The 25,217-nt window shown below is 63.3% G+C and carries 32 protein-coding genes; 12 read left to right on the top strand and 20 right to left on the bottom strand.

What is annotated here, in order from left to right:
• Positions 1-271: 271 nt before the first annotated feature.
• From D9V29_RS14250 to D9V29_RS14220, 7 genes are read right to left on the bottom strand one after another with little or no spacing between them, the layout of a single operon-like run.
• Positions 272-2,038 carry a proline--tRNA ligase gene (locus D9V29_RS14250; RefSeq protein WP_121673995.1) on the bottom strand — a complete coding sequence of 589 codons (1,767 nt, stop codon included), beginning with the start codon at positions 2,036-2,038 and terminating at the stop codon, positions 272-274.
• A 60-nt stretch (positions 2,039-2,098) separates the two neighbouring features.
• On the bottom strand, positions 2,099-2,863 hold the full coding sequence (locus D9V29_RS14245; protein ID WP_147436306.1) for a hypothetical protein: 765 nt from the start codon (positions 2,861-2,863) through the stop codon (positions 2,099-2,101).
• On the bottom strand, positions 2,853-3,869 hold the full coding sequence (locus D9V29_RS14240) for a vWA domain-containing protein (protein WP_121673993.1): 1,017 nt from the start codon (positions 3,867-3,869) through the stop codon (positions 2,853-2,855). Before D9V29_RS14240 ends, D9V29_RS14245 begins: the two co-directional genes overlap by 11 nt.
• A complete protein-coding gene (locus D9V29_RS14235) occupies positions 3,866-4,861 on the bottom strand; it encodes a VWA domain-containing protein (RefSeq protein WP_121673992.1) in 996 nt (331 codons plus the stop codon). Before D9V29_RS14235 ends, D9V29_RS14240 begins: the two co-directional genes overlap by 4 nt.
• Complete coding sequence (locus D9V29_RS14230; RefSeq protein WP_121673991.1) at positions 4,852-5,325, bottom strand: hypothetical protein; 474 nt, start codon at positions 5,323-5,325, stop codon at positions 4,852-4,854. Before D9V29_RS14230 ends, D9V29_RS14235 begins: the two co-directional genes overlap by 10 nt.
• Positions 5,312-6,208: a DUF58 domain-containing protein gene (locus D9V29_RS14225; RefSeq protein ID WP_121673990.1), complete on the bottom strand. Its 897-nt coding sequence runs from the start codon at positions 6,206-6,208 to the stop codon at positions 5,312-5,314. Before D9V29_RS14225 ends, D9V29_RS14230 begins: the two co-directional genes overlap by 14 nt.
• Before the next feature lie 8 nt (positions 6,209-6,216).
• On the bottom strand, positions 6,217-7,227 hold the full coding sequence (locus D9V29_RS14220) for an AAA family ATPase (protein WP_373294864.1): 1,011 nt from the start codon (positions 7,225-7,227) through the stop codon (positions 6,217-6,219).
• A gap of 223 nt (positions 7,228-7,450) precedes the next feature.
• Between D9V29_RS14220 and D9V29_RS14215 the strand changes: the two genes are divergently transcribed.
• Together D9V29_RS14215 and D9V29_RS14210 are read left to right on the top strand one after the other, a co-directional pair.
• Positions 7,451-8,455, top strand: a complete 1,005-nt coding sequence (locus D9V29_RS14215; protein WP_121673989.1) for a DUF2804 domain-containing protein — start codon at positions 7,451-7,453, stop codon at positions 8,453-8,455.
• Positions 8,456-8,530: 75 nt separating this feature from the next.
• The gene (locus D9V29_RS14210; RefSeq protein ID WP_121673988.1) at positions 8,531-9,466 is read left to right on the top strand and encodes an aldo/keto reductase; all 936 of its coding nucleotides are present in this window, start codon (positions 8,531-8,533) and stop codon (positions 9,464-9,466) included.
• Between the two features lie 58 nt (positions 9,467-9,524).
• On the opposite strand, the gene D9V29_RS14205 is transcribed toward D9V29_RS14210, so the two are convergent.
• Positions 9,525-9,752, bottom strand: coding sequence for an RNA-binding S4 domain-containing protein (locus D9V29_RS14205; RefSeq protein WP_121673987.1), 228 nt, complete (start codon positions 9,750-9,752; stop codon positions 9,525-9,527).
• Positions 9,753-9,821: 69 nt separating this feature from the next.
• Here D9V29_RS14205 and D9V29_RS14200 point away from each other — a divergent pair, with 69 nt between their 5' ends.
• Both D9V29_RS14200 and D9V29_RS14195 read left to right on the top strand, forming a co-directional pair.
• Positions 9,822-10,256: a pyridoxamine 5'-phosphate oxidase family protein gene (locus tag D9V29_RS14200; RefSeq protein ID WP_121673986.1), complete on the top strand. Its 435-nt coding sequence runs from the start codon at positions 9,822-9,824 to the stop codon at positions 10,254-10,256.
• Positions 10,257-10,360: 104 nt separating this feature from the next.
• Complete coding sequence (locus D9V29_RS14195) at positions 10,361-11,245, top strand: alanyl-tRNA editing protein (RefSeq protein ID WP_121673985.1); 885 nt, start codon at positions 10,361-10,363, stop codon at positions 11,243-11,245.
• Between the two features lie 23 nt (positions 11,246-11,268).
• Here D9V29_RS14195 and D9V29_RS14190 read toward each other — a convergent pair whose 3' ends face one another.
• From D9V29_RS14190 to D9V29_RS14180, 3 genes are all read right to left on the bottom strand, one after another.
• On the bottom strand, positions 11,269-12,516 hold the full coding sequence (locus D9V29_RS14190) for a hypothetical protein (RefSeq protein ID WP_147436305.1): 1,248 nt from the start codon (positions 12,514-12,516) through the stop codon (positions 11,269-11,271).
• Positions 12,517-12,593: 77 nt separating this feature from the next.
• The gene (locus tag D9V29_RS14185; protein ID WP_121673983.1) at positions 12,594-12,941 is read right to left on the bottom strand and encodes a PadR family transcriptional regulator; all 348 of its coding nucleotides are present in this window, start codon (positions 12,939-12,941) and stop codon (positions 12,594-12,596) included.
• A gap of 94 nt (positions 12,942-13,035) precedes the next feature.
• Complete coding sequence (locus D9V29_RS14180) at positions 13,036-13,446, bottom strand: RidA family protein (RefSeq protein ID WP_121673997.1); 411 nt, start codon at positions 13,444-13,446, stop codon at positions 13,036-13,038.
• An 83-nt stretch (positions 13,447-13,529) separates the two neighbouring features.
• On the opposite strand from D9V29_RS14180, the gene D9V29_RS14175 reads away from it, so the two are divergent.
• Entirely contained in the window at positions 13,530-13,943 is a 414-nt protein-coding gene (locus D9V29_RS14175) for a winged helix-turn-helix transcriptional regulator (RefSeq protein ID WP_121673982.1), read from the top strand.
• Between the two features lie 116 nt (positions 13,944-14,059).
• Here D9V29_RS14175 and D9V29_RS14170 read toward each other — a convergent pair whose 3' ends face one another.
• Positions 14,060-14,602, bottom strand: a complete 543-nt coding sequence (locus D9V29_RS14170; RefSeq protein ID WP_121673981.1) for a dihydrofolate reductase family protein — start codon at positions 14,600-14,602, stop codon at positions 14,060-14,062.
• 271 nt (positions 14,603-14,873) lie between these two features.
• Here D9V29_RS14170 and D9V29_RS14165 point away from each other — a divergent pair, with 271 nt between their 5' ends.
• A complete protein-coding gene (locus D9V29_RS14165) occupies positions 14,874-15,458 on the top strand; it encodes a recombinase family protein (protein WP_121673980.1) in 585 nt (194 codons plus the stop codon).
• 221 nt (positions 15,459-15,679) lie between these two features.
• Here D9V29_RS14165 and D9V29_RS14160 read toward each other — a convergent pair whose 3' ends face one another.
• Positions 15,680-16,468: a MerR family transcriptional regulator gene (locus D9V29_RS14160; RefSeq protein WP_229790593.1), complete on the bottom strand. Its 789-nt coding sequence runs from the start codon at positions 16,466-16,468 to the stop codon at positions 15,680-15,682.
• A 427-nt stretch (positions 16,469-16,895) separates the two neighbouring features.
• Here D9V29_RS14160 and D9V29_RS14155 point away from each other — a divergent pair, with 427 nt between their 5' ends.
• Positions 16,896-17,378 (top strand): hypothetical protein, encoded by a 483-nt coding sequence (locus tag D9V29_RS14155; protein ID WP_121673979.1) that lies wholly within the window; start codon positions 16,896-16,898, stop codon positions 17,376-17,378.
• 76 nt (positions 17,379-17,454) lie between these two features.
• Here the strand turns inward: D9V29_RS14155 and D9V29_RS14150 are convergent, their stop codons facing one another.
• The gene (locus D9V29_RS14150; RefSeq protein WP_121673978.1) at positions 17,455-17,886 is read right to left on the bottom strand and encodes a bleomycin resistance protein; all 432 of its coding nucleotides are present in this window, start codon (positions 17,884-17,886) and stop codon (positions 17,455-17,457) included.
• A 94-nt stretch (positions 17,887-17,980) separates the two neighbouring features.
• Complete coding sequence (locus D9V29_RS14145) at positions 17,981-18,310, bottom strand: hypothetical protein (RefSeq protein WP_121673977.1); 330 nt, start codon at positions 18,308-18,310, stop codon at positions 17,981-17,983.
• An 86-nt stretch (positions 18,311-18,396) separates the two neighbouring features.
• Between D9V29_RS14145 and D9V29_RS14140 the strand changes: the two genes are divergently transcribed.
• Complete coding sequence (locus tag D9V29_RS14140; RefSeq protein ID WP_183085040.1) at positions 18,397-18,762, top strand: ArsR/SmtB family transcription factor; 366 nt, start codon at positions 18,397-18,399, stop codon at positions 18,760-18,762.
• The gene (locus tag D9V29_RS14135; RefSeq protein WP_220699969.1) at positions 18,762-19,805 is read left to right on the top strand and encodes a cation diffusion facilitator family transporter; all 1,044 of its coding nucleotides are present in this window, start codon (positions 18,762-18,764) and stop codon (positions 19,803-19,805) included. Before D9V29_RS14140 ends, D9V29_RS14135 begins: the two co-directional genes overlap by 1 nt.
• A gap of 70 nt (positions 19,806-19,875) precedes the next feature.
• Here the strand turns inward: D9V29_RS14135 and D9V29_RS14130 are convergent, their stop codons facing one another.
• The 3 genes from D9V29_RS14130 to D9V29_RS14120 form a co-directional block, all read right to left on the bottom strand.
• Positions 19,876-20,205, bottom strand: coding sequence for an FMN-binding protein (locus D9V29_RS14130; RefSeq protein WP_121673974.1), 330 nt, complete (start codon positions 20,203-20,205; stop codon positions 19,876-19,878).
• A 221-nt stretch (positions 20,206-20,426) separates the two neighbouring features.
• Positions 20,427-21,272 (bottom strand): aldo/keto reductase, encoded by an 846-nt coding sequence (locus D9V29_RS14125; RefSeq protein WP_121673973.1) that lies wholly within the window; start codon positions 21,270-21,272, stop codon positions 20,427-20,429.
• 39 nt (positions 21,273-21,311) lie between these two features.
• Positions 21,312-22,286, bottom strand: a complete 975-nt coding sequence (locus D9V29_RS14120; RefSeq protein WP_121673972.1) for an aldo/keto reductase — start codon at positions 22,284-22,286, stop codon at positions 21,312-21,314.
• Positions 22,287-22,386: 100 nt separating this feature from the next.
• Here D9V29_RS14120 and D9V29_RS14115 point away from each other — a divergent pair, with 100 nt between their 5' ends.
• The 3 genes from D9V29_RS14115 to D9V29_RS14105 all read left to right on the top strand — a co-directional run bounded on the left by D9V29_RS14115 (position 22,387) and on the right by D9V29_RS14105 (position 24,641).
• The gene (locus D9V29_RS14115) at positions 22,387-23,265 is read left to right on the top strand and encodes a helix-turn-helix transcriptional regulator (RefSeq protein ID WP_121673971.1); all 879 of its coding nucleotides are present in this window, start codon (positions 22,387-22,389) and stop codon (positions 23,263-23,265) included.
• 143 nt (positions 23,266-23,408) lie between these two features.
• A complete protein-coding gene (locus D9V29_RS14110; RefSeq protein ID WP_121673970.1) occupies positions 23,409-23,924 on the top strand; it encodes a GNAT family N-acetyltransferase in 516 nt (171 codons plus the stop codon).
• 132 nt (positions 23,925-24,056) lie between these two features.
• Complete coding sequence (locus D9V29_RS14105; protein WP_121673969.1) at positions 24,057-24,641, top strand: recombinase family protein; 585 nt, start codon at positions 24,057-24,059, stop codon at positions 24,639-24,641.
• 109 nt (positions 24,642-24,750) lie between these two features.
• Here D9V29_RS14105 and D9V29_RS14100 read toward each other — a convergent pair whose 3' ends face one another.
• A complete protein-coding gene (locus tag D9V29_RS14100; RefSeq protein WP_121673968.1) occupies positions 24,751-25,008 on the bottom strand; it encodes a type II toxin-antitoxin system RelE family toxin in 258 nt (85 codons plus the stop codon).
• On the bottom strand, positions 25,005-25,217 hold a 213-nt coding region (locus D9V29_RS14095; RefSeq protein WP_220699968.1), incomplete at its 5' end, for a type II toxin-antitoxin system Phd/YefM family antitoxin. The genes D9V29_RS14095 and D9V29_RS14100, both read right to left, overlap by 4 nt.

Below are 25,217 nucleotides of genomic sequence, written 5' to 3'. Positions count from 1 at the left end.
CCGCCGAACGACTCGACAAACTACTCTTAAACCCACACACAAACACCGGTGTTGCGTGACTACCTAGAATTCGCCCAGCAACGAACCGCCTTTTGGGACCGATCGATGGGCTCCGCGCGGCGGTGAAGTCACGGCATCCGTCGAATGACCACGGAGTGCCGCTTCCGGCGCTCTCGAAGCGCTAATTGTGGTGATTCGACACCGGATCACCACCCCAACGCAAGAACGCTGCCCGCCGAAAGGCGAACAGCGTTCTCGAGAGTACAACGGCTCAGTCGCGCAGGCGAGCAGCGGCCTCGGCGATCGGTACCGGGGTGCGCTCCCCCGTCCGGCGGTCCCACAGTTCGACCAATCCGTCGGCGACGCCACGGCCAGCGATCACAATCTTGGGGATACCGAGCAGTTCGGCGTCACCGAATTTCACGCCGGGAGAAACCTTCGGGCGGTCGTCGAAGAGCACATCGAATCCGGATGCTTCCAACTGGCTGACAACGGTCTCCGCCGCTTCGAAGACGGCGGCGTCGCGACCCGTTGCAACCACGTAGGCGTCGAACGGAGCAACGGACTCGGGCCAGATCAGGCCCTTGTCGTCGTTGTTGAGTTCGGCGATGATCGCGAGGATCCGGGTGATGCCGATTCCGTACGACCCCATCGTGACCGTGACGAGCTTGCCGTTCTCATCGAGAACCTTGAGCCCGAGCGCTTCGGCGTACTTGCGGCCGAGCTGGAAAACGTGCCCGATCTCCATACCGCGTGCGAGCTCAACCGGGCCGGAGCCGTCGGGAGCCGGGTCGCCCTCCCGGACGTCTGCCACCTCGACAACTCCGTCGCCGACGAAGTCGCGACCGGCGACGAGACCGAACACGTGCCTGCCGTCGGCATTGGCGCCGGTGATCCAGCTGGTGCCTTCGACCACGCGCGGGTCGAGCAGGTAACGGATGCCGGTGGCCGACTTCTCGCCGAGGACGGCGCCGTTGTCGCTCCACGGCCCGATGTAGCCCTTGACGAGGCCGGGGTGCTTGGCGAAGTCAGCCTCGGTGGCCGCTTCGATCTCGGCGGGCGCGAAGGCGACTTCGGCGCGCTTGAGGTCGACGTCGCGGTCGCCGGGAAGGCCGACGATGACGAGTTCCCGCGTCCCGTCGAGAGCACGCAGTGACAGGACGACGTTCTTGAGCGTGTCGGCAGCCGTCCAGGCAGCGCCGTCCTCACGCGGGTGTTGGGCGTTGGCGAGGTCGACGAGGGTCTGGATGGTGGGGGTGTTCGGGGTGTCGTGAACGACAGCCGCCGGCTGACCCTCGAGAGGAATCGACGGGGGAACCTCGGTCTCCCACGCCTCCACGTTTGCGGCGTATCCGCCGGCGGAGCGCACGAAGGTATCCTCACCGACGGGGGTCGGGTGCAGGAACTCTTCGCTCTTCGATCCGCCCATCGCGCCGGCGTCCGCCTTGACGATCTCGTACTCGAGGCCCAGCCGGGTGAAGATGCGCTCGTATGCGTCGCGCTGGATCTGGTAGCTCGCGTCGAGGCCGGCATCCGTGTAGTCGAACGAGTAGGCATCCTTCATCGTGAACTCACGACCGCGAAGCAGCCCCGCCCGTGGCCGCGCTTCGTCTCGGTACTTGTCCTGGATCTGGTAGATCGACAGGGGCAGTTCCTTATACGACGAGTACAGGTCCTTCACGAGCAGCGCGAAGGCCTCTTCGTGTGTCGGGGCGAGGAGCATGTCGCTTCCCTTGCGGTCCTTGAGCCGGAACAGGCCGTCGCCGTATTCGTCCCAGCGACCGGTGATCTCGTACGGTTCACGCGGCAGGAGAGCCGGGAAGTGAACTTCGTGGGCTCCGGCGTTGGTCATCTCCTCGCGGACGATGCGCTCGATCTTCTCCTTCACACGCAGACCGAGCGGCAGCCAGGCGAAGATGCCAGGCGCCTGCCGTCGGATATAGCCTGCCCGAACGAGGAGCCGGTGACTCGTCACCTCGGCATCTGCAGGGTCTTCACGGAGGGTCTTCAGGAAAAAGTTCGTTAGACGGGTAACCACCCGTCCATGCTATCCCCGTTCCCGAGGCGGCCCGCCGAGCACAACTGCGAGCGGATGCCGTCACCACGGCTTTTCGACGTAGTCGCGGCTTCCATCCTGGCCGCGCTTCGTCGAGTCCTGGTTCTGCTTCTCCTTCTCGGCCTCCTCGCTCCTCTCCTGGAGCTCATCGACCTTGCCATTGCCCGAATTCCCGTCTTCTGCGTCCGGCTCACCGGAGTCGCCGTCGGGCTGCTGCTCGCCCTCCTGCTGCTCGCTCTGCCGCAGTTTCTCCGTCACGCGCTCGTCGGCCTGTTCGAGCTTTTCGGCGGTGTCGGGTTGCTCCGGCTCCTCCTGCTGCTCGTCTTCTTCGGGCGGCTGCTGTTCGAAACAGCCCTCGTCAGCACCGGCATCGATCACAGCCTTGGCCGTTTCATATAGTTTTCTCGCTCCGGCGAAGTATCCGGCGTCGAAGTAGGCGTCGCCCTGCATCTCCCACGCGAGGGCGAGGTTCACCCGGACATCACATCGCCGCTCGGCCGGCGCCCGCTCGAGCGCTTTGGCGAGGTCGTCGGTCGCCTCCGAATATGACTGCGCGCTCGCGTGTGCGGTTCCGCGGTTGAACCACGGGATCCAGTCCTCAGCGACGTTGAGGAACATCAGAGAATCGGATGCTTCGACGCTGCGTTCGTAATTTCCCCTGTCCCATGCCTCGATGGCGCGGTCGGCGAGGACCGGCATGCTGAGGAGCTTCCAGGCGACGAAGAGGGCGAGGAGCACGACCGGAAGCGAGAACAGGAACATCCTGCGTCTCGTGCGCTTGAGCGACGACGGTGCCTTAACCAGCACGGCTCTCCCCCTCCAGCCGGCGCAGGTCGCGCAGCGCGACCGCGAGGGCGCCGATCTCGGTGAGCGCCAGCATCCCGAACGCGAACGCGAAGATCCAGTAGAACTCAGGGGTGCCGACGGGTGCCCCTGTCTCGGCCTCGACGTTACCGACTCGGATCGAGCCGATAGCCGCGTCCACCGATTTGGTGCCGTCTCGATGGAGGTAGTCGACGCCGAGCTGGGTCGCGACTCCCCGCAACGCGAGCTCATCGATCCTCGAGACGGCATCCTGGGCGCCTGAGTCACTGAACCAGGTGATGTATGGCGCCTCCGCGTCGCTGTCGTAGCCGTTGAACTGGCGCATCCGGCCGCCCGCTTCCGTACCGTAACCGAGCACGGCCCCCTCGTCGATGAAGGGATCCAGCGCCTTGAAGGATCCCGGGGGCTCGGCGACGGTCTGCTCCCCGTCGCCGAGGTAGTACATCACCCGGGTGCGGTCAGGGTTCGCCTCCGCTTCGACTGCCAGCCGCTCGGCCAGGTACTCCACCGGCGCCGAAATGCTGCTGCCGCCCGAGTACACCGTGACCTCCTGGTTGAGCGCGTTCGCCCCCGACACCAGCGCCGAAGCATCCGTGGTCAACGGCAGGCGCTGCACGGTCTCGGCGTCGAAGGTGATGAGCGAGAAGCGTGCGCCGACGAGCCGCTCGGCGATGCCTGCGATATCGGCCCGAACGCCGACAAGGCGGGGTTCGCTCTGTGCGCCGAAGTCCTCCGCCGCCATGCTGCTCGTGGTGTCGACGACGAAGTAGACGTCCACGTCCCCCGACGCCGCCGATGGTTGATCGTTCGACGCCAGTGATGGGCGCAGAGCGATCCCGAACAGAAGCAGGACCATGCCGAGGCGGACCAGCCAGTGCCATGACCCGGAACGCCGTGGCGCACGGGCGAACTGCACGATCGCGAACAGGGCGAGGGCGCCGAGCAGGACCACGAGCATTCCCAGCGGGAGGAGGGGCGAGAACGTCATCGCTTCAACCTCCAACCGAAGTACATGAGGAGGCCGGTGCCGAACAGGCTGAGCAGGAACGGAACGATGGGCTCGTCGGTGCGCACGAGAACGGGTTCACCCGTGAGAAGGGTGGTCTGCTGTGCCTCGATGCCGTCGACGATCGACGGGATGGCGGACGGGTCCTCGAGGGCGAAGTAACCGCCGTCCGTTCCCCGCACCACCCGCTCCATCTCACGCGCGTATCCGGCGATGTAGTCCTTGCTCGAGACATCGCCGGGATTGATCCCGTAGACCCTCACGTTACGTTCCCGGGCGAACTGCCCGGCCTCGGGAAGCGTGAGGATCGGCTCACCAGCGACGTAGTTGTCGGTGGCGAGGATGACGGAGCGCGACCGCTCGCTCTCCAGGTCGTCGAACCGCATGACGCAGGAGCCCAAGCCGTCACCGATGAGCGACGAGCCTTCGCCGAGCAGGGTGCCGTTGATGAACTCGTAGTCAGACAACGGTGACGACAGGTCGTTCTCGAGGTAGTCCAGTTGTTCGCGGACGAACCGGTAGTCGCTCGTCAGCGGGAAATAGGTGACGGCGGACGCGTTGAAGAGGACGAGGCCGATCCGTTCGCCGTCGAACTCGTCGACAAGATCGCGGAAGGTGCGGACGATCGCTGCGTCGTAGTCGATCATCGAACCGGACACATCGAGGCACAGCACAATGTCGCGATTGCGCATCTCCGGCTGGTAGCTGGTGATGCTGACCAGGCGGGAACTCATCACGACCGCGGCGAGCAGCACGAGCGAGAGAACGACCGCCGACCCGACGAGCGCGGCGCGATAGCGGCGCAGGGCAGAACGGTATGCCGGGAGCTGGGTCAGGCGCTCGGAGTGCGCCACCGGCACGGCAAGGCTCCGCGCTCTCTCCCTCCGCCTGGCGCCGAGCCACAGGGAGAGTCCGATCACTCCGCCGATGATGACGAGCCACAGCAGAGGCAGCCACCAGTAGATCAGTTCCATGTGCCGACCACCTCGCGCGCGATGCCGGCAGACTCGGGAACGTTGCCTTGTTCGACCGCGGCGAACTCCGCCGGGTAGTACTGTTCGATCGCGTCGGCGACCGACCTCAGATTCGCCTTGTTCAGGTCTTCAAGGGTCATGACGTGCGCTTTGCGACCGGTGGACTCGAACACGAAGAACCGCACGAGGGTTCCCAGCTTCTGGTGTGCTGCCCTTGTGGTCAGCTCGTCGGCACGCCAGGCCTCCTCGACCTCGTCGATCAGGCCGTAGTACTTGCCTTTGAGTCGGCCCGCCTGCTCGATCGCGTTTCCTGCGTGCGCCTCACGCGGCATCCGGTGTTTGCGGCGGGACCACCACCAGAGGAAGACGTACCAGACGGCGATCAGGGCGAGGAGGCTGATACCGAGGATCGCCCAGATCGGCGCGTATTCTGTCGGCGGGAAGTAGCCGTCAACGTCGGGCATGGTTATGCACCTCCAGCAGCCGGAACAGGCCTGGAATGACCGTGTCTTCGCTCGTCAGGCGGATGCTGGTGATCCCGATTTTCTCGAGCAGGTCGGCGGATGCCCGTGTGCGGGTTGCGACGGCTGCGGCGAAGTCTTCGCGGAGGGCGGCGTCTCTGCGGAGAAACGGTGGGAGTTCCCGTCCGTCCGCCACGTCGATCAGGGTGCTGTCGGCGTACTCCTCGAGGGTCGGATCGGCGTCACCGATGGTGATCCAGAGAATCTCGTGCTGGGCGTGGAGGCGACGAAGGAGGCGCAGGTCGTCGTCACGATCGGCAGACATTGCACCGTCGTCCGCGAGGACGACGAGGAGCATCCGGCGGCGGAAAGTGCGACGCACATAGTCGAGTTGCGCGGCCAGTCGGCTGGCACCGGCGGAGAGGGTCGTCCGGTTCTGGATGACGGCGAGGAGGCGCTCGAGATGCGACTCCGTCCCCCGCAGCGGAACGTACTCTGTGCCGTTCTCGTCGCCCGCGACGAGGCCCACGTGATCGCCGTGCCGCACGGCGAGGTACCCGATCACCCCGGCGGCGAGAGTCGCAATGTCGCGCTTGGGGTTCCCACCCGTCGAGAGAGCGGCGAAGTCTCGTCCCGTGTCTGCGATGAGCAGGACGGCGTGCTTGCGAGTGGCGATGTAGCGCTTGGTGAGTGGGGAACCGACGCGGGCGGTTGCTTTCCAGTCGATGTCTTTGACGTCGTCCCCTGGCGCGTACGCGCGCAGGTCATCGAAGTCGAGGCTCTTCCCGTGGAACAGCGACACGTATTCCCCGTCGAGCATGCCGCGAACCTTGCGGTGGGCGCGGATCGCCAGCCGTGTCTTCACCCGGTGGAGCAGCTCATCCACGATGTGTCCTACGGCACGGAGATCGTGGCGAAGATCGCGTCGATGATCGTCTCGGGTTCGACGTTGTCTGCGGCCGCTTCGAAGCCGAGGATCAGGCGGTGCCGGAGCACCTGGTGCCGGAAGAACTTGACGTCCTCCGGGATGACGTGATCCCGGCCGTTGAGCAGGGCAAGAGCGCGGGCGACAGAGCTGAAAGCGATCGACGCCCGCGGGCTCGCACCGTACTGGATGTACCCCGCGAGGTCCGGCTCGAGGTACTGGGAAGCGTTCCGTGAGACGAAGACGGCCTGAACGATGTAGTTGAGGATCGACGGATCGAGGTACACCCGACGGACGAGGCCCTGCAGGAAGAGCACGTCGTCAATGCTGGCGTGCGACGGTGCTGGCGGGTTCGCGTCATACAGCCCTGAATTGACCCGGCGTACGATCTCGGCTTCCTCGGTGAGGCTCGGATAGCCGAGGATCTCCTTGATCAGGAACCGGTCGAGCTGGGCTTCGGGCAGGTGGTACGTGCCCTCCTGCTCGATCGGGTTCTGCGTTGCGAGCACGAGGAAGGGGTGCGGGAGCGGGTAGTTCACGCCGCCGATCGACGTCTGGCGTTCCTGCATCGCCTCGAGCATCGCGGACTGCGTCTTCGCGCTCGACCGGTTGATCTCGTCGAGGAGGACGAAGTTGGCGTGTACCGGGCCGAGCTGGGTGTCGAATCGCCCGGTTCCGGGGTCGTAAATCTGGGTGCCGAGGATGTCGGATGGCAGCAGGTCAGGGGTGCACTGGATGCGCTTGAACCGTGCCTGCACGGATTCGGCGATCGCTTCTGCCGCCGTGGTTTTGGCGAGGCCGGGAACGCTCTCGAGCAGCACGTGCCCGCCGGTCATCAACGCGACGAGGAGGCTCGTTCGGAGGCTTGACTGACCGACAACCTTCGTTCCGTAAGCCCGGACAATCGTTGTCAGGATGTCGTGCGCTCGGGAGAGTTCGGCCGGCAGGACCGGTGTGTTCGGTTCGGCTGTCAGCGTCACGGCGGCGTCTCCCGGGTGTCGCGTGGGAATCGGGCACCTGTGCCCGCCACGATTCGGTCAGTCTAATCGACCGAATCCTCCGCTCCGCTGGGAATTCGCGAGCGAGAGTGACGGCATCCGTGGCGCTAGGATCGGCGAACGCCGCCCCTGCCGAAATCCCGACACCGGGCGCACGATGCTGGCCGTTGCCAGCTTCAGGATGCGTCCCGAAAGGCACAACGAAATGCACGAACGTGAGATCACCACGCCGGTCTCCCTGACGGCCCGGAGCGGTCGTTTGAACCCCGCCGCCGTCGGCTGGAGCCGGCGTCCGCTCCACGACACCGACGGGATCGGCCGCCTCGGCCGCGGCTGGGGGCGGAACAAACGCTGGGAGTACTGGGCGGTCGTCACCCCGACGCACATCGTCTCGGTCACGGTCTCGAGTCTCGACTATGCAGCGGTCCACGATCTGTGGGTCTTCGACCGGTCCACGCAGCAGGTCGTACACACAGGGGTGATCCGCCCGCTCTCGGCAAGCGTCATGCTGCCGAGAACCCTCGGGGCCGGCCCCGCGAGAGTGCGGACCGGACCGCTCTCGATCGACATCGACGATGGCGTCGGTGGAACCCGGCTGCGAGCGAAGGCGGCGCGCGTGCACCTCGACGTTGTCGCCCGCCGACCGGAGGGACATGAAGCGCTCGCGGTGGTCGTGCCCTGGTCGTCGACGCGATTCCAGTACACGATCAAGGATGTCGCGCGGCCGGCATTCGGACGGCTCCGGATCGACGGACAGGACTTCGACATTCCTGCGGGAGAATCCTGGGCGACACTCGACCACGGCAGAGGCCGCTGGCCGTACTCGATGCACTGGAATTGGGCAGCAGGGTCCGGGGTGTCCGACGACCGCGTGATCGGGGTGCAGCTCGGCAGCAAATGGACCGACGGCACCGGGTCGACCGAGAACGCCCTGGTCGTCGACGGCCGGTTGAGCAAAATCAGTGAGGAACTCACCTGGGAATACGACTCCACCGACTGGCTCGCCCCGTGGCACATCTTCGGAGACTCCGCCGACCTCACGTTCACGCCGTTCTACGACAAGACCTCGGCAACAGACCTGAAGGTGTTCTCGTCATTCGGGCATCAGTGCTTTGGGGAATTCAGCGGCTGGATGCTCGACGAGAACGGTGAACACGTGTCGTTCGAGGGCATTGTCGGCTGGGCAGAGGACGTGCGCAACCGCTGGTAACCCGAACCTTGACCGATAGCCTCAGTCTGTTGTGAATCACCAACCGGAGACATCACTCCTCGAAAGGGACACCCCGTGAAAACCTTCACCCTGCCGAACACCGAAATCGTCGCGCCGAACGTCGTGCTCGGCCTGATGCGTATCGCCGACAAGTCCGACGACGAGGTTCAGGAACTCGTTCGTACGGCGCGTGACGCCGGGATCGACTTCTTTGACCACGCTGACGTCTACGGGAATGAACTGCACGGGTGCGAGCGCCGTTTCGCTGAAGCGATGAAGCTCAGCCCGGCAGAGCGTGATGTCGTCACCATCCAGACGAAGGCTGGCATTGTCGGCGACGGGCCCTACTTCGACTTCTCGTACGACCACATCATCGAGTCCGTGAACGGGTCGCTCGATGCCCTGCAGACCGACCGCATCGACATCCTGTTGCTGCACCGCCCCGATGCGCTCGTGGAACCGGAAGAGGTCGCCCGGGCATTCGACGAGCTCGAGGCCGCGGGAAAGGTCCGCGCCTTCGGCGTCTCCAACCACACGCCCCGGCAGATCGATCTGCTGAAGCGTTACGTGCGCCAGCCGATCGTCGCGAATCAGCTGCAGCTGTCCATCACGCACGCGCCGATCGTCACCCAGGGTGTTGCGGCGAACATGCTCGCCGAGCAGCAGTCGGTCACGCTCGACGCCGGCGGCATCGTCGACTACTGCCGCCTGAACGACATCACGATTCAGGCCTGGTCGCCGTTCCAGGCCGGGTTCTTCACCGGCGTCTTCCTCGGTTCTGACGAGTACCCGGAGCTCAACGTCGTGATCGATCGCTTGGCTGCACAGTATGACGTTCCGCCGATCGCGATCGCCACGGCGTGGATCACCCGGCACCCCGCTCAGATGCAGGTCGTGCTCGGCACCACCAGTCCGGAACGGGTCGCCGGCGCGGCTCTCGGTTCGGACCTGCCGCTGACGCGCGCTGAGTGGTACGAGCTGTTCCGGGCGGCGGGGCACATCGTCCCGTAGCCGGCGCCTGCCATTTTCTTACAGGCTGGGAGCCGCCCGGAGGACGGCCACCGGTACCTCAGGGGCAGACGCGAACCCTGCGTCCGTCAAAACCAACGATGTCGCCGAGCTGTAGCTGCCTTCCGCGACGACGATCGACCTCGCCGTTCACGGTGACAAAGCCATCGATGATGGCCTCTTTCACGTCACCACCGGAGTCGAGGAGGCCGGCGAATTTCAGGAACTGCCCGAGACGGATGCCCTCACCGCCGATCGAGACATCATCGGTTGGAGCGGGATTCGTCATCCTCGAATGCTAGTCGACCGCCGCCCATCGATGCGGGCCCGAGACGCTGGTACCTGCGAGGATGAGCTTGTGACTTCGTGGAAACCGGATTGGACCAACTTCCCAGCGCTCCTCCTGGACTTCTGGACTGAGCGGCACCTGTGCACACTCACGTCGATTCGCGCCGACGGCCGACCGCACCTCGTGCCTGTCGGTGTCGCCCTGGACCTGGAAGAGGAGTGCGCGTGGGTCATCACCAACGAGCACTCCCACAAGGTCAAACATCTGAGCGTCAACGACAAGGTCGCCGCTTGCCAGGTGAGCGGGCGTCACTGGTCAACGATTGAAGGCACGGCCATTGTCATGACCGATGACGTCTCTGTCGCGCGTGCCGTGAACTGCTATGCCAGGCGTTACCGCGAACCTCGACCCAATGCATCCCGGGTCGCCCTCCGGATCGAGGTCGACCGCTTCTTGATGTCTTCCGACTTCAAAGCCCGCGATCTGCCCTCGCCCGCTCCTTGATCGCGCTGATGACATCGGTCTTGGCGGAGGTAGAACCGATGTGTTCGATCGCGATGTCGGTCCACGGGCCCTCTTCGAACGCACCCCGAGAGAATGGAAATCGCATGGCCTTGCCTACGTCCGACACCATCGTGACCTACCCGGACGGAGCGACAAGCTCCACAGGAACCGTGCTTCACAGTGAACCGTTCGCTGGCGGTCGATCCGCGGTGCTCGTCGACACAACGGCTTTCCATCCGGTCGACGGCGCGTGGCCCGACCAGCCCGCCGACCGCGGCACCCTCACCGCAAGTCAGGGCCAGCAGCCCATCGTCGACGCCGTCGTCGGCGGCATCCTCGACAACAAGGTTCACCTCGGCGCAGACCTCACTGTCCGCACGGGAACTGACGGATGGATTTTCGTCGTCGCCCATATCATCGAGGGGGCGCCGCCCGCCATCGGCGAACAGGTGCGGATCGAGGTCGACCGGGAATACCGTTCGGCGCTCTCGGCTGCTCACACCGCGTGCCACCTCGCCGCACTCGCGCTCGATGCGGCGCTTTCATCGGCGTGGAGCAAAACCGTCCCAACGGACGCGCTGGGCAACCCAGCGTTCGATGCGCTCGCAATCCAGAGCTCACGGATGCACCCGAACCGGTCTGTCGACACCTACCGAATCGGCAAATCGCTACGACGCAAGGGCTTCGCCTCCTCCGCTCTTGACGAGCCGTCGGCCGTTGCGGAACGAGTCAATATGCAGCTCGCCGAATGGGTCACAGCTGGCGGAGTGGTACGAATCGACCGGAATGATCACACACTCACCGCGCGGCGAACCTGGGTCTGCGAGCTTCCGAGCGGCCTCACCAACATCCCCTGCGGCGGTACACACATCGGAAACATCAACGAACTGAGTGCTATCAGAGCCTCGCTCACCACGCGTGGCATCGACGGCGGCCGTGAACTGACCATGGAGACGGTGGCAACCCCCACGACAGCAATGGGGAACTGACGCGAGCGCGCTGTCTTCCTCGCTCAACTGACGGCGGCTGTCCCATTGAGCAGGATTGGCCGGCGCAGGAGAACGACGGTGAGAAGAATCGCGAAGGCCGGTGCAAGGAATGCTGCCGCAGTGATGACCATGAAGCCGAACGAGATAGCGGCGGCCACACTGATCGCTGCAATGAGGAGAATGCGAAACCAGCGAGCGCCAGGGAGCATCGGGGCGAACATCAGCCCTACCGCCAGCCCGGTGAGAACGCCCGCGGCGAGGTGAAGGGGCCAGCTCAGCGGACTGGTCTCATCCAGAATGTAACTACTCGCGAGAGCGAGGAGGGCTGCGACAAGTGCAAGGGCGGGTCCGAGGACGATTCGTCCCATTCGCGGAAGCAGCGCCGCTGCGCCTGCGCCGACGGTGACAATTGCGACCAGAGCGCCCGCGAGAATGCCTACACGCATGGCTGTCGTGGAATCGCCGACGGCTGGCGCCCACGAGCTTCCCGTCAGGGCGAACACTGCGCATCCGACTCCGAACACGGCTGCTGCCGCAGAGCTGGCGACGATAATTCGTCGCTTCGTCGGCGTCAGAACGAGAGACCGCTCGTGCTCCTGGGGCGCGCGTGCCGGTACCAATCCTCGCAGTTGGATGCTCGCGACAATGAGAACCGCCGCTGCCCCGACGATCAACCCGACGAATGTCGCTGCGGTGACGCCCAGCGCTAAAGCGCCGGTCACGGAGAGGCCGGCGGATGAGGTGATGCGTGCAGTCCGGGAGCGGACAGCACCGAGCATCGCGAACGCAACAGGCAGGAGAGCTGCCGCGCCTACCGCCCAGGCACAGATGAGCAAGGTGCCGGTGGCACTGCCAAACCACGATCGAGTTGCTCCGGCGTCCGCTTCGTCGAAGCCGACGCTCCAGGACGCCACTGTCAATGCTCCGAGCAGCCAGGCAGGTACAGCGGCGGCGAGAGCAACCAGGGCAGCCTCGGCGTGGATAACGCCGGCACGTACAAGCATTGCTCCAGCGGCGACGCTCACGAGCAGTGCGCCGAGAAACTGAACGGTGACGCGGGCTGCATCCATCCAGGGACCAACGACCGCGGCCCCGGATACCAGCATGATCGCGGGGACAAGGCACATCAATAGAGCGACACAGGCGACCCAAACAATCACTGTCGGCGTGGCGCGCTCGGCGAGGCCGTGTGCCCGGATCGACCAGGCCTCGCCGCGAGTTGGTCGGGTATGCCCCTGAGCATCAGCGTGTTCCTCCAGTGTGTCGAGCACGACCGCACCGTTGACGCGCCGCCAACTCACCGGGTACCACCGCAGAAGCCGTTGATACGTTGAACGGCGTTGCTTGCTCATATGCTGACCGCCGAGACTGCAACAGAGCGCGGACGACGAACCGTGGCCGCCATGCTTGCCCGGGCCGCCGCCGCCCGGGCAGCCAATCGGTCCGCCTCTGTTGCCAGGTCGTCCCGGCCTCGGTCGGATATTTCGTAGTACCTGCGAGCGCGTCCCTCGACGACTTCTTCTCCGGATGCCAGGATGCGGCCATCGCGTTCCAAGCGTTCCAGCGAGGCGTACAACGTGGTGACTCGAAGCGTCACGGAGCCGGCGCTCAGGCGCTCCACATCGCTGAGAAGGGCGTACCCGTGCCGCCTTCCCGCCGCGAGAGCGGTCAGTATCCAAAACGCCGTTTCCGTCATGTCCGCAATATACCCAGGCTGGGCATGTAGTGCAATGCACTCTTGCGGCTAAGACCGCCGGCGGGGCTCGGATCGCGGGTCAGATCCTCCTCCTTTAGTCGAGCACGGCGTAGGCCTCGAGCTCGACGAGGACGGCCGGCTCGAAAAGAAAGTCAACGCCGATGACCGACACGGGAGGTAGCGGCTGCGGCAGCCTCAACTCGTCGACGACACTTTCGATGCCAGCCATGAAAGCGCCGATCTTCTCCGGCGCTGACTGGGTCATAAAGAAGCGGAGACGCACGACGTCCGCGAAGGTGGCGCCTGCCCCGGCGAGCCCGAGGGCGGTGTTGCGCAGCACCTGCGCAACCTGGCCGGAGAGGTCACCCGTCGCAATGAGGTTCGCGTTGCCATCACGGAAGATTTGGCCGGCCACGTGCACATGGCGACTGCCGGTGCCCATCGCCACGTGGTGATAAGGAACTGGCTGGAACATGTTTTCAGGGGAGAAGGTTGTGACGCTCACGAGGACTTCTTTCGTCAATTGATCTGAGGTGGTTCCTCTTGTCTACTTGGTGCACGAAGGGAACTTCAACGAGACTAGGTGTCGTGAATGACACCACCTCCCCCTCCAACCTACTGATGGTCGACGCACCGCACCGTGAACTGCTCGACCAGGTTCTCGACAAGTGGTCCCTGCACGTGCTCGACGAGTTATGCGGCCAACCCTTGCGGTTCAACGAGTTGCGCCGTGCGATCCCGGCGATCGGGCAGAAGTCCCTCACGGCGACGCTGCGGCGCCTTGAACGCAACGGCATGATCGAACGTGTCGTCATGCAGACGCGTCCCGTCGCGGTGCAGTACCGGATTGCGGAAGTCGGGAACACGCTCAACGAACTCATCGAAGCGCTCCTGCAGTGGACAACCGAGGCTTTGCCCGAAGTGCAGCGCGCACGCGATCGATTCGACGCCGAGAATGACGCGGCGTCTCCCCCACCACTCGACGAGAGTGGACCTCGTTGAGGTTGCCCTTCGATCAGCGACGCATCAACCGCGTGCTGATGGGACCGGCGAAAGAGGTCAGTCCTGTGTGGCGCGGGATCCGCACAGATCAGCAGGAGCGGGCGCGGCGGTGTCGCTCATGCGAGGACTCGGTACCGGAGGTGGGTCTCACTGGCGTACGCCGATGTTTCGACACGCTCCAACCGGATGTGTTTGCTCAGTCCGGTGAAGAGCGAGATCCCCTCTCCAAGGAGGATCGGCACTACGTGCAACTGGATCTCGTCGACGAGCCCGAGTTCGAGGCCCTGTCTGGAGATGCTGCCTCCGAGCAGGCTGACCCACTTGCCTCCTGCTGCTTGTTTGGCGGAATCGATGGCCTGTTCGATGTCGTCGACAACGAAGGTGTACATTACGTCGCCCTTCTCGATCGGCTCATGAGCAGAGTGGGTCATCAAGTACACCGGTACCTTAACCATGGCCCCGTAGGGAATCTCCCCGTCGTCTATGGTCTGCGTCTTGTTGGCGCCTCCGACGATGGCACCGAGTCCCTGCATGACCCTTCCGACCACGTCTTCGTCCTCAGGAGCGGACTGGAATCCGTTCATCCAGTCGACACCTCCGTCCGGGTCAGCCAGAAACCCGTCCAGGCTCACAGTTGCGTGAATGAATACCTTCGACATCGCCGCTCCTTGGGTACGTGCTGCTTTCATCGGGTGTTCGACTCCGTTCCAATGAGAACATCGACCGAGATGCGGCACAACCTCTGTGTGAGCCGTGATGTCGGATGAAAGGTGCTGAGGCAATGGGGCACTGGAACAGCTCAATTCTGATGACACACGGAGGGATGCACACCGGTTCTACGAACGGCTGGGTTCGTCGGATCGCACCGTGGACCCAGCAGCGGCACACTCCGGGGCTTGACCGTTGCGGGCTCAAAGATCATCCTGCGTCATGACTGAATTACTGATTGGCTACGCACGCGTATCCACCAACGAACAGGATCTGACCGCTCAAACGAACGCTTTGGAACGCCTGGGCGTGAGGCCAGCGTTGATCTACACCGATCACGGCCTCACCGGCACCAACCGAGCCCGCCCCGGATTACGAGAAGCCTTGGCAGCGTGCCGCAGCGGCGACACGCTGGTTGTCGCCAAGCTCGATCGACTGGCACGCTCCCTCCGCGATGCGAAGGACATCATTGATGAGCTCACGGCTAAAGACGTCAAACTCAGCATCGGTGGATCTGTCCATGACCCGAACGACCCCGTCGGACGCTTGCTGTTCAACGTTCTCGCTATGGTGGCCGAGTTCGAGTCGGATCTGATTCGCGCCCGAACACGGGAAGGAATGCAGATTGCGAAGGCAAAAGGAAGGCTCCGAGGAAAGCAACCCAAACTTTCGAACACGCAGCAGAAGCACCTTATGGAGGTGCACAACGCGGGGACGCATTCGACTGCCGAGATCGCCGAACTCTTCAACGTTGCCCGATCGACGGTCTACAGAACCATTGAGCGCCAACTGCGACCAAAGAGCTGACGTCCCACGCACACCAGATAACGCGGGCGCGGGCAACGATCGCGGCTGCTGGGAACCCCCAACGGGACGCGACCTGACCTGACCTGTCTGAGATTGAACACGAGCCATTGTTTAAGAAGCCTGTGACTCGTTCGCGGCGTAATATTCGACGACCAGTTCCATGCAACGCACCCGGGCCGGGGAATAGTCGTAGGGCATCTTGCCAATGGCTTCGACGGCGCTCATGGACTCTTGTCCCCTGCCGGAGACCTGACGGGCCTCGTCGTCAGCGGTAGGGGGTTGCAGCGCGTCCCACCGTCGACGAGCGCGTCGTCTTCCTGCGCCAGACCGGAATCCTCGATGAGGGCATTTAGCGTCAGTTCGAAGGCGTACCGTTCGGCGGCCACCTGTGCCACGCGGGGGTCGTCGACAGCGATCGTGTCGTCGAGTGCCTCTTCGGCTGCATCCACGCGGTCGGATTCTTCCCGCAGACCCGGGTGGGTGGCCAGGGCGATGTAGCGGCCGGCGTTGACAGCCGCACCGAGAGGGCCGAAGATTCGCTCTATAACCAACAGGTTGTCGAGGTCCGCCTGGCGCAGGGACCCCTCGGGGAGCTTCATGAGCCGGTTGGTGACGAAGTCGGAGAGCATTCCCATCCTGTCGCCTTGGGCGCGCATGCGTTCTACCGCAGCTCGCTGTCGACGCACCTCGGCTTCTTGGGTGACGAGGGCTTCCTCCAACCGCTCCAAGACGCCCGCGACGTCGTGGTTGCTGTCGGCATCAGCGAGAGCCGAGTGAGCAAAGGCGTCACGAATGTCGACCAAGGCGATCCCGGCGTCGGCCATCTTGCGGATCCACAGTAGCCGGATCATTTCTTCGTAACCGTAGCGGCGGCGGTTATCGTTGCCCCGCTCTGGCTCGGGAAGCAGACCCATCTGGTGGTAGTGACGGATCGCCCGCGGTGTTATGCCGACGAACGAAGCCGCATCACCGATCTTCACCTGACGCGGCGGAACAAGGGACGGATGCATGGGCGGGGCCTTCTTTTTCAGTAGGGCGGGACGTGAGTCCACCGAACCACATAACGATACGGGAGGTGCAACTCCACCCGTTTCGCCATCACGCCGGATACGACCGTTTCGGTTGCTGAATTCGACGGTGTGAGGGAAACGAAAACGATCATCAAGGCAACTGGAACGATGCACGCCGCGACAGCAAAACTCCTCGCTGGCGCGGCGGTTAGCGCCACGATGTTCAACCCTCAACGAGAACGCTCAACGGGAACAATGAACGAGGAGCTGCTGTCCGCCGTTGGCGTGATAGTCCCGGATGCGCCGAATCGTTTCGAGTACCTCCAAGGTGGGCCATTGTTGGCCAACGACGGCGGGACTTCCTCATCTATAGTCATGACGAATAGGTCCTGCCCGCACCGTACGGTGGACGACCGGAAGGACACAAATGAGAACGCAACGCTGGCTCACCGAACCGCTTCTTACCGCCCTGCTCGCCGTGTTGCTCTACCTGGCATGGCAGCTCCTTTACGCCGCCAACCTAGCGGCCAGCGGCGCTACCCCTGCGCAGCCCTATACGTCTAGCGTCGACTTCATTGCCCGGATGGCACTCGGCGTACTGTGGGTGGCGGTGCCGATTGCTATATGGGCCCTCCTTGCGATTGCAGGAAACCGAATCGTTCGGAAACGTAAATTCCCGGCGCGGGCCCTCGTCGCTCTCCTCGCAGCGGCAGTTTTAACAGTTCCTTTCGCCATCTACTTCGCGGTTCTTTTGCCAGTTAACGATGGGTGGCGCGGTCTCGGTGCGATCAGCGTCGCCATTCCCTTGATCGCACCATTTTTCGTCCTGGGGGCGTACTGTGTCGTCGGTATGATGCTCTCTGCAATCGAAGCCAGACGCGACGCGACGTCCACCGAACTGCATCGATAGGGCACTTGAAGCTTGCTTTCTCACATCTCCTGGCACGCGAGATTCGTTAAGACGGCGTGCCCCACCGGGCGAACGCCTAACGGACGACGGCTCGACGCCCGAGGGATGTCTGAAAACGGAGCAGATAGCCGTCGGGGTCGGTAACAAGGAACTGCTGCACACCCGTCTCTTCGTCGTCGTCCACTCGGTACCACTTCGTCTCAGGCTGCATAAAAAGCTCGACTCCGCCGGTGTCGAGCGAGGCGGCGATCGCTGAGCAATCGGGTACGGTGATCTGAAAATTAATCCCGCGGCCGAGAGGACTCTCGAGCGGTCCCGTAATCCAGTTGCGACCCACGCCTGTTTGTTCGAGCATCACGTGCGCAGAGCCGAGCGTGACATAGGCGAATCGCTCTTCTGGACGGGAGTAGCGCACGGTGAACCCGCAGAGGTCGGACCAGAAAGTGATGCTTCGGTCGAGATCGGAGACAAGTAGTTCGGGCACAAGCGCGGGTTCGAGAACGGTCACTGTCAAATGATCTCACCGACTCAACACGTGACATCACGTCATGTCATGGAGCGAACCTTCAGCGGGTCACGCCCCGCAACGATGTTTCTCACGCTCAGGTGTTATCACTTGAGACAAGTCCCAGCGTGGCCGTATCGTCGCCGATCGTGATCTGCTGGTCGGAGCACACCGGCCCGGGCAACACTACCTCTCGGCCAGAGGCGAACGTTACCGTTACATCAGCTGGTGTGCAGCCATAGCCGAGTATGGCGACACCTCCGTCGGCGTAGACAGTCACGGCCTCTCCGTCTCCGATGACGACAGTGACGTCGTCTGGTCCATTGTTGCTGATGTTGAGATCACCAGGACCACTGCAGGCCGTTGAAGTCACGGCCAGGACCACTCCAAGGAGGCTGCCTGTCGCGAGCCTCGTCGCTCTGTTCATCCGATTCACCGGTCACCCTGTCTTGATCGAGCAGTTCCTCGACTATAAAGGAACCTCCAGCGGAACATATGTGTAATAATCTGCGTATGGATGCAGATATGCGGGTATGTGGTCGCGAGCCGGATAGTCAGTTCGTCGAATTGGCCGTTGAGGTTTTCTCGATGCTGGCCGATTCGACTCGAGTGCGGATCGTCCTTGCCCTCCGCGACGGGGAACTGTCCGTAAATCGGTTGGCGAGTGCTGTCGACAAATCTCCCGCGGCCGTCTCGCAGCACTTGGCAAAGTTGCGCCTGGCCCGGATCGTCGCAACCCGGCAGGACGGACAGCGGGTCTTCTACCGGCTTGAGAACGAGCACGCGAGTCAGCTTGTGTCGGACGCCATCTTCCAGGCCGAGCACACTCTCGGCGGCACGCCTCGCCATCACCACCCGACTCACGAGGCGGGTGAATGATGACGCGGGCAGATCAGGCGCACGCGCACGACCACGACCACGACCACGACCACGACCACGATCACGACAGTGACCATTCGCACCCGCCCGGGATCAAAGGGTTTTTCTACGGATTATCCGTGCCGCACAGCCACGACGCCGCCGACTCGATCGATGACGCTCTAGAGGCAAGCAAGGAGGGGGTTCGGGCGCTCAAGATCAGCCTGGTCATCCTGCTCGCCACTACCGTTCTTCAACTTGTCGTGGTTCTGATCAGCGGCTCTGTCGCCCTGTTAGCCGACACCATCCACAACTTCTCCGACGCCCTCACCGCGGTCCCACTCTGGATCGCCTTCGTCCTCGGCCGCCGCGTCGCCACCCGCCGCTACACCTACGGCTACGGCCGCGCCGAAGACCTCGCAGGACTCTTCATCGTCGCCGTCATCGCCCTCTCCGCGATTCTCGCCGCGTGGCAATCGATCGAGCGCATCATTAACCCGCAACCATTGCAGAACCTGTGGTGGGTTCTCGCCGCCGGAGTCATCGGGTTCGTCGGAAACGAAGCTGTCGCGATCTATCGCATCCGGGTAGGGCAAAAGATCGGATCCGCCGCACTCGTCGCCGACGGAGTACACGCCCGCACCGACGGGTTCACGTCCCTCGCGGTTGTGCTCGGCGCAATCGGTGTCATGCTCGGCTTCCCCCTCGCCGACCCGATCATCGGCCTCATCATCTCCGCCGCGATTATCGTCCTGCTTTGGGGCACAATCCGCAGTGTCGGCCGGCGACTGATGGACGGAATCGAACCGGAACTCGTTGACCGTGCACAGACTGCGCTGATCGCCTCCGCGGACGTCCTCACCGTCCACCAGCTACAACTGCGCTGGGTCGGACACCGACTACAAGGCGCCGCCGTCATCAAGGTCAAAGACGAAAGCCTGTCGAACGTCGAGAACGTGATTCATGAGGCTGAACACCGCCTCAAGCACGAGCTCCCGAACCTCGACGATATGGTCATTCGTGCCGTCACCACCGACGCAGTCTCGGTGCCTCATTCGCACTGATTGTCGGCCGTCTCACGCGACAGTCACTCTTCGGCCTCAACGGGAACCCTCAGCGGGACACTTGGAAACGTTATGAGGCTGCGTCGTCCTTGATCTTCGCGAGCGCGTTCATGAAGCCCTCGGAGCATCCGCTGGATCCAGCGAGTCGGTCAACGGCTAGCTCGTCGATGTTTCGCCCGACGATGGCTTGCGGCAGTGCCGCGGCGAAACGTTGCTGGTAACCGAGCGAGGTCTCGTCTTCGGCAGGCGTGGTGATTTCGACTGCGGTCACGGTGTCATCTTCAATAGTGAGCGTGACGTCGTGATGGGACGGCAGCGATCCGTACCAGCCTATGGCGGTGTACGTACCGTCGCGGTAACCGGTCGCAGGGCCGCTGGGTGATCCGGGCGGTGTGATCATTTCCTGGCTCCGCGAAGACCGCGGCGGCGACGATCTTCTCTCCTCCTCTGTCGATTCACCCGGGGTACTTCCGGCGGTGCAGGCGGTGAGCCCCAGTCCCACGGCTAACGCGGCGACTCTGACCGCGATGCGTTGTTGGTCATGTCGCTGTTGCATTCTGCTCTTTCCGGATCGCGAGTGATGGCGGGTGGCCGCGGACCGCGCTACGGCCACCCGGCGGATCAGTCGACTCGTCGTGCGCTGAGCCAGCGGACCATGTCGGGGTCGGCGTGGTCGAAGAACTGCGACTTACCGGTGTCCAGGCTGGCGATGTGGGTCATGTCGTCGTCAGTGAGGGAGAAGTCGAAAACATCGATGTTCTGCGCCATCCGGTCGAGGTTGACCGACTTGGGGATGACGACGACGCTGCGCTGGATCATCCACCGGAGAACTACCTGCGCGACGGACTTGCCGTGTGGCTCGCCGATGGAGGCAAGGGTCTCGTTGGTGAAGAGGTTGTTCTTACCTTCGGCGAACGGCCCCCACGACTCCATCTGCACGCCTTCGCTCTTGAGGAGTTCCTGGTACTTCACGTTCTGTCGGAACGGGTGGGTCTCGATCTGATTGACCGCTGGGGTGATCTCATTGTTGATGATGAGGTCGAGAAGCTGGTCGGCGGCGAAGTTCGAGACGCCGATCGCGCGGGCGCGACCTTCCTTGTTCAGCTCCTGCATCGCGCGCCACTCGGCATAGACGTCGCCGAACGGCTGGTGAATCAGGTACAGGTCGAGGTAGTCGAGGCCGAGCTTCCGGAGGGAGGCATCGAATGCGCGCTTGGTGTTGTCCTCGCCGGCGTCCTGTACCCACAGCTTGGTGGTGATGAAGAGTTCGTCGCGGGGAATGCCGGAGTTCTTGATTGCGGCGCCGACTGCTTCTTCGTTGCCGTACGCTGCTGCGGTGTCGAGCGAGCGGTAGCCTGCGGCGAGGGCGTCGGAGACGGCCTTCTCGGTCTGCTCGGCGTCGATCTGGAAGACGCCGAAGCCGAGGATCGGCATCTCGACGCCGTTGTTCAGGGTCACGTTCTGCATGAGGTTGGTCCTAACTGAAGTTGGGTTGTGAGTGGTCGTTCAGTAGCCCACGGGGAGGCGGGTGGCGTAGTTCTCCTCGAGGGAGGTAATCTCGTCGGCGGTGAGGGTGATGTCCACGGCCGCTGCTGCGTCGGCAAGATGGTCTTCTTTAGTGGCGCCGACGATGGGGGCGCTGACGACGGGGTTGCTCAGCACCCACGCGAGGGCGACTTGGGCCATCGGGATTCCACGGGTCTCAGCGATCCGGGCGACGGCGTCGACGACGGCCTTCTCGGAGTCGGTGTTACTGAAGTGGGCGTTGCCGACAGGGTCGTTGCTGGAGCGTTTCGTGCTTTCGCCGATCGGGCGGGCCAGGCGGCCTTTCGCGAGTGGGCTGTAGGGGATGCTGCCGACACCATGGTCAGCGAGGAGACCGAACATTTCACGCTCTTCCTCACGATAGAGGAGGCTGTACTGGTCCTGCATTGCTACGAACCGGGTCCAGTCGTGCAGCTGCGCTGTGTGCTGCATCTTCGCGAACTGCCAGGCGTGCATGGCAGATGCTCCGAGATAGCGAGCTTTTCCGGCCTTGACCACGTCGTGCAGTGCTTCCATCGTCTCCTCGACCGGTGTCTCCGGGTCGAAGCGGTGAATCTGCAGCAGGTCGACGTAGTCGGTACCCAGGCGGGAGAGCGAGGCATCCACCTGTTCGAGGATGGCCTTACGGGATAGGCCGCCGCCTCCGGGACCGTCGTGCATGGGGAAGAACACCTTGCTGGCCAGTACGATCTGCTCGCGGCTGGAGAACTTGGTGATGGCACGGCCGACGATCTCCTCCGACGTGCCGTTCGAGTACACGTTCGCGGTGTCCCAGAACGTGATCCCCAGTTCGACGGCCTGGCGGAAGAACGGTGCTGCGTCCTCTTCGCCGAGAGCCCATTCACTGAATCCAGTTGACCTGTCGCCGAAGCTCATGCAGCCGAGGGCTACCCGGCTGATCTTGATGCCCGACTTTCCGAGACGTGTGTATTCCATGTCTCAAGTACACCCGCTGTCGCTTCGCTGAGGGAGTGCGGGGCTATCCGTGTACTAGCAGTTCCTCCTTCCCAACGACCGGGTGTCGTAACGTGACCGTATGGACAACCAGGCCGAAGTCAGCGACTTCCTCCGCAGCCGCAGGGCACGCCTCACCCCCGACCAGGCCGGCATCATCGGCGGAGCCCGCCGTCGGGTGGCTGGGTTGCGACGCGAAGAAGTCGCGATGCTTGCCGGGATGAGCAGTGACTATTACGCGAAAATGGAACGCGGTAACCTCGCCGGTGTTTCCACCGAAGTCCTCAACGCCCTCGCGGCCGCGCTGCACTTGGACGACGCTGAGACTGACCACCTCCACGACCTCGCGCGTGCCGCCGGACCTGCCGCGATCCGCCGTCCAGCCAGGCCCAAGACCGCATCCGTCCGGCCAAGCCTGCAACGCTTCCTCGACACGAACACTGGTACGCCGACGGTGATCCAAAACCGACGCGCGGACCTGGTCGCCTTCAACTCTTTAGGACGTGCGCTCCTGGCGCCAATGCTGAACGACCCGACGAACCAAGCCAACAACGCCCGGTTCACGTTCCTCAGCCCAGCGTCCCGGAACTTCTACCCGGACTGGGAAAATGGTGCGGACAGCCTTGTTGCAAGCATGCGAAGCGCGGCTGGGAAGAATCCTCACGACAAGGACCTCACTGACCTCATTGGAGAACTCGTCACCCGAAGTGACGCCTTCCGTCAACGCTGGGCCGCTCACGACGTCCGCTTCCACCGTTCAGGCAAGAAACGCATCCATCACCCCGACGTCGGCGATCTCGAATTCGAGTTCGAAGGAATGGAATTACCCGGAACACCCGGTTGGATGCTCTACGCCTACACGACACAGCCCGGCTCGCCCACGGAAGAACGCGTCCAGCTGCTCGGCAGCCTCGCAGCGACCCAAACAGAGTCGGTTGCCGGCACTGCCCGCGAGAGCTGACCGGAGGTCCAACGTTCCGCTAGGCGGCCGTCACCAAAAATCTTGATCCTTGTCTCCAACCAAAGACGCGACTCATTAGCGAACGCTCAATGGGGAATCCTGCGCACGCCCCTAACTCGCACTCGACCCGGTATGGTCTCGTCATGACCATCGAACTGCGTGCCGTATCTGCCGAGGACTGGCAGGCCTGGCGGAAGGTGCGACTGGCGGCGCTGACGGACGCGCCCGGAGCCTTCGGCTCACGCTTCCAAGAGTGGGTAGACGCACCGGATGACCGCTGGCGCGACCGCCTGTCGGTCCCGGGAGCGATCAATCTGCTGGCCATCGATGTCGATGGAAACGCTCCGGTGGGCATGGCCACCGGCACTCCGGGCAAAGACCACGGCAGCTACGCCGAACTCATCTCGATGTGGGTAGACCCCGCCGTTCGCGGTCGAGGTGTCGCCACTGCCCTCATCACTGCGATCGCCAACTGGGCGGTGAGCACTGGCGTGGCGACGCTCACCCTGTCCGTGATGCCGGAGAATATCGCAGCCCGACGAGCTTACGAAAGGAACGGCTTCGCTGTGTCCGACGAACCCGGCAATCTGCTGCCGGATGGCCGGCACGAGCTAGTCATGCTTCGCGAACTCAGCCCCGAGCGCGCCGTTACCGGCTAACAGCGGGCCGCCGAACGTCGACGAGCGCAACATGCGGGACGCTTCCACGCCATGCATTCACGGGTTCCGGAAGGCGGACGTTCAACGCGTCTGTCCTTGACCCTGACGGGCTGAGATATCAGTCTGCGCGTCATGACTGAATTACTGATTGGCTACGCACGCGTATCCACCAATGAACAAGATTTGACCGCCCAAACAAACGCCCTAGAACGCCTCGGCGTTAGACCGACATTGATTTACACCGACCACGGCCTCACCGGCACCAACCGCGCCCGTCCCGGTCTGAGGGAAGCGTTGGCAGCGTGCCGCAGCGGCGACACATTGGTCGTCGCCAAACTCGATCGGCTGGCCCGCTCCCTCCGCGATGCGAAGGACATCATCGATGAACTCACCGCTAAAGACGTCAAGCTCAGCATCGGTGGATCCGTCCATGACCCGAACGACCCCGTCGGCCGTCTACTATTCAACGTTCTAGCGATGGTCGCCGAATTTGAATCGGACCTCATACGCGCGCGGACACGGGAAGGAATGCAGATTGCGAAGGCAAAAGGACGGCTCCGTGGAAAGCAACCCAAACTCTCGAACGCCCAGCAGAAGCACCTCATGGAGGTGCACAATGCTGGCACCCATTCGACCGCCGAAATAGCCGAACTCTTCAACGTAGCCAGGTCCACGGTCTACCGAACGATTGAACGACAACTGCGATCAGAGCGCTGAGTCCCGAGCGCACCAGCTGACGCGGCCGAAAAAGCGCACAACGACCGCGTCAGCTGGAAACGCCCAGCGGGGTACCGGGGCGGCCAGAAGCTGATCAGTCGGTGGGCAGTCAGCGCTCGTAGACGTTACTACGATGACCAAGCGTGATCACTGCTACAACGAGAATGTCGTCGTCAACTTTATAGACGATGCGGTAGTCCCCTATGCGAACTCTGAGGCCGGGACGCCCTTGGAGGGCCTTGGCGCCTGGCGGTCGTGGATCCTCACCGAGGAGCGCGATCGCTCCACGAATGCGGTCGCGATCCTGATGATCAATTCGCTTCAACGCGCGAACTGCGGCAGGACGCAACTCGACTTGGTAGGTCATACCCAGCCCAGATCGGCTTTCACTTGAGCCCAGGGGATGTTCGGCCCCTCCTCTGCCATCGCCTCATCAAATGCGGCGACATCTTCGGCTTCTTCCAGAGCTTCAAGCATCTGTTCGTAGCGCTCAGGGCTGACAACCACGGCAGCACGCTGACCGCGGCGCTCGATGAACACCGCTTCGGTCCTGGAGCGATCGATGACGTCTGAAAA

The sequence above is a fragment of the Mycetocola manganoxydans genome, from assembly GCF_003667545.1.
In the GTDB taxonomy this organism is placed as follows: Bacteria; Actinomycetota; Actinomycetes; order Actinomycetales; family Microbacteriaceae; genus Mycetocola_A; species Mycetocola_A manganoxydans.
The sequence above is the reverse complement of the archived record's forward strand: the minus strand, read 5'-3'. Positions and strand labels throughout refer to the sequence as shown.

Bases quoted from the DNA above. Each gene is read 5' to 3' on its own strand.
- D9V29_RS14155 (WP_121673979.1), top strand. From the start codon at position 16,896: ATGAGAACGCAACGCTGGCTCACCGAACCGCTTCTTACCGCCCTGCTC.
- D9V29_RS14230 (WP_121673991.1), bottom strand. From the start codon at position 5,325: ATGCCCGACGTTGACGGCTACTTCCCGCCGACAGAATACGCGCCGATC.
- D9V29_RS14235 (WP_121673992.1), bottom strand. From the start codon at position 4,861: ATGGAACTGATCTACTGGTGGCTGCCTCTGCTGTGGCTCGTCATCATC.
- D9V29_RS14145 (WP_121673977.1), bottom strand. From the start codon at position 18,310: ATGAACAGAGCGACGAGGCTCGCGACAGGCAGCCTCCTTGGAGTGGTC.
- D9V29_RS14130 (WP_121673974.1), bottom strand. From the start codon at position 20,205: ATGATCACACCGCCCGGATCACCCAGCGGCCCTGCGACCGGTTACCGC.
- D9V29_RS14165 (WP_121673980.1), top strand. From the start codon at position 14,874: ATGACTGAATTACTGATTGGCTACGCACGCGTATCCACCAACGAACAG.
- D9V29_RS14120 (WP_121673972.1), bottom strand. From the start codon at position 22,286: ATGGAATACACACGTCTCGGAAAGTCGGGCATCAAGATCAGCCGGGTA.
- D9V29_RS14185 (WP_121673983.1), bottom strand. From the start codon at position 12,941: ATGACGGAAACGGCGTTTTGGATACTGACCGCTCTCGCGGCGGGAAGG.
- D9V29_RS14125 (WP_121673973.1), bottom strand. From the start codon at position 21,272: ATGCAGAACGTGACCCTGAACAACGGCGTCGAGATGCCGATCCTCGGC.
- D9V29_RS14135 (WP_220699969.1), top strand. From the start codon at position 18,762: ATGACGCGGGCAGATCAGGCGCACGCGCACGACCACGACCACGACCAC.
- D9V29_RS14110 (WP_121673970.1), top strand. From the start codon at position 23,409: ATGACCATCGAACTGCGTGCCGTATCTGCCGAGGACTGGCAGGCCTGG.
- D9V29_RS14240 (WP_121673993.1), bottom strand. From the start codon at position 3,869: ATGACGTTCTCGCCCCTCCTCCCGCTGGGAATGCTCGTGGTCCTGCTC.
- D9V29_RS14205 (WP_121673987.1), bottom strand. From the start codon at position 9,752: ATGACGAATCCCGCTCCAACCGATGATGTCTCGATCGGCGGTGAGGGC.
- D9V29_RS14115 (WP_121673971.1), top strand. From the start codon at position 22,387: ATGGACAACCAGGCCGAAGTCAGCGACTTCCTCCGCAGCCGCAGGGCA.
- D9V29_RS14105 (WP_121673969.1), top strand. From the start codon at position 24,057: ATGACTGAATTACTGATTGGCTACGCACGCGTATCCACCAATGAACAA.
- D9V29_RS14170 (WP_121673981.1), bottom strand. From the start codon at position 14,602: ATGTCGAAGGTATTCATTCACGCAACTGTGAGCCTGGACGGGTTTCTG.
- D9V29_RS14160 (WP_229790593.1), bottom strand. From the start codon at position 16,468: ATGCATCCGTCCCTTGTTCCGCCGCGTCAGGTGAAGATCGGTGATGCG.
- D9V29_RS14140 (WP_183085040.1), top strand. From the start codon at position 18,397: ATGGATGCAGATATGCGGGTATGTGGTCGCGAGCCGGATAGTCAGTTC.
- D9V29_RS14195 (WP_121673985.1), top strand. From the start codon at position 10,361: ATGGCCTTGCCTACGTCCGACACCATCGTGACCTACCCGGACGGAGCG.
- D9V29_RS14100 (WP_121673968.1), bottom strand. From the start codon at position 25,008: ATGACCTACCAAGTCGAGTTGCGTCCTGCCGCAGTTCGCGCGTTGAAG.
- D9V29_RS14215 (WP_121673989.1), top strand. From the start codon at position 7,451: ATGCACGAACGTGAGATCACCACGCCGGTCTCCCTGACGGCCCGGAGC.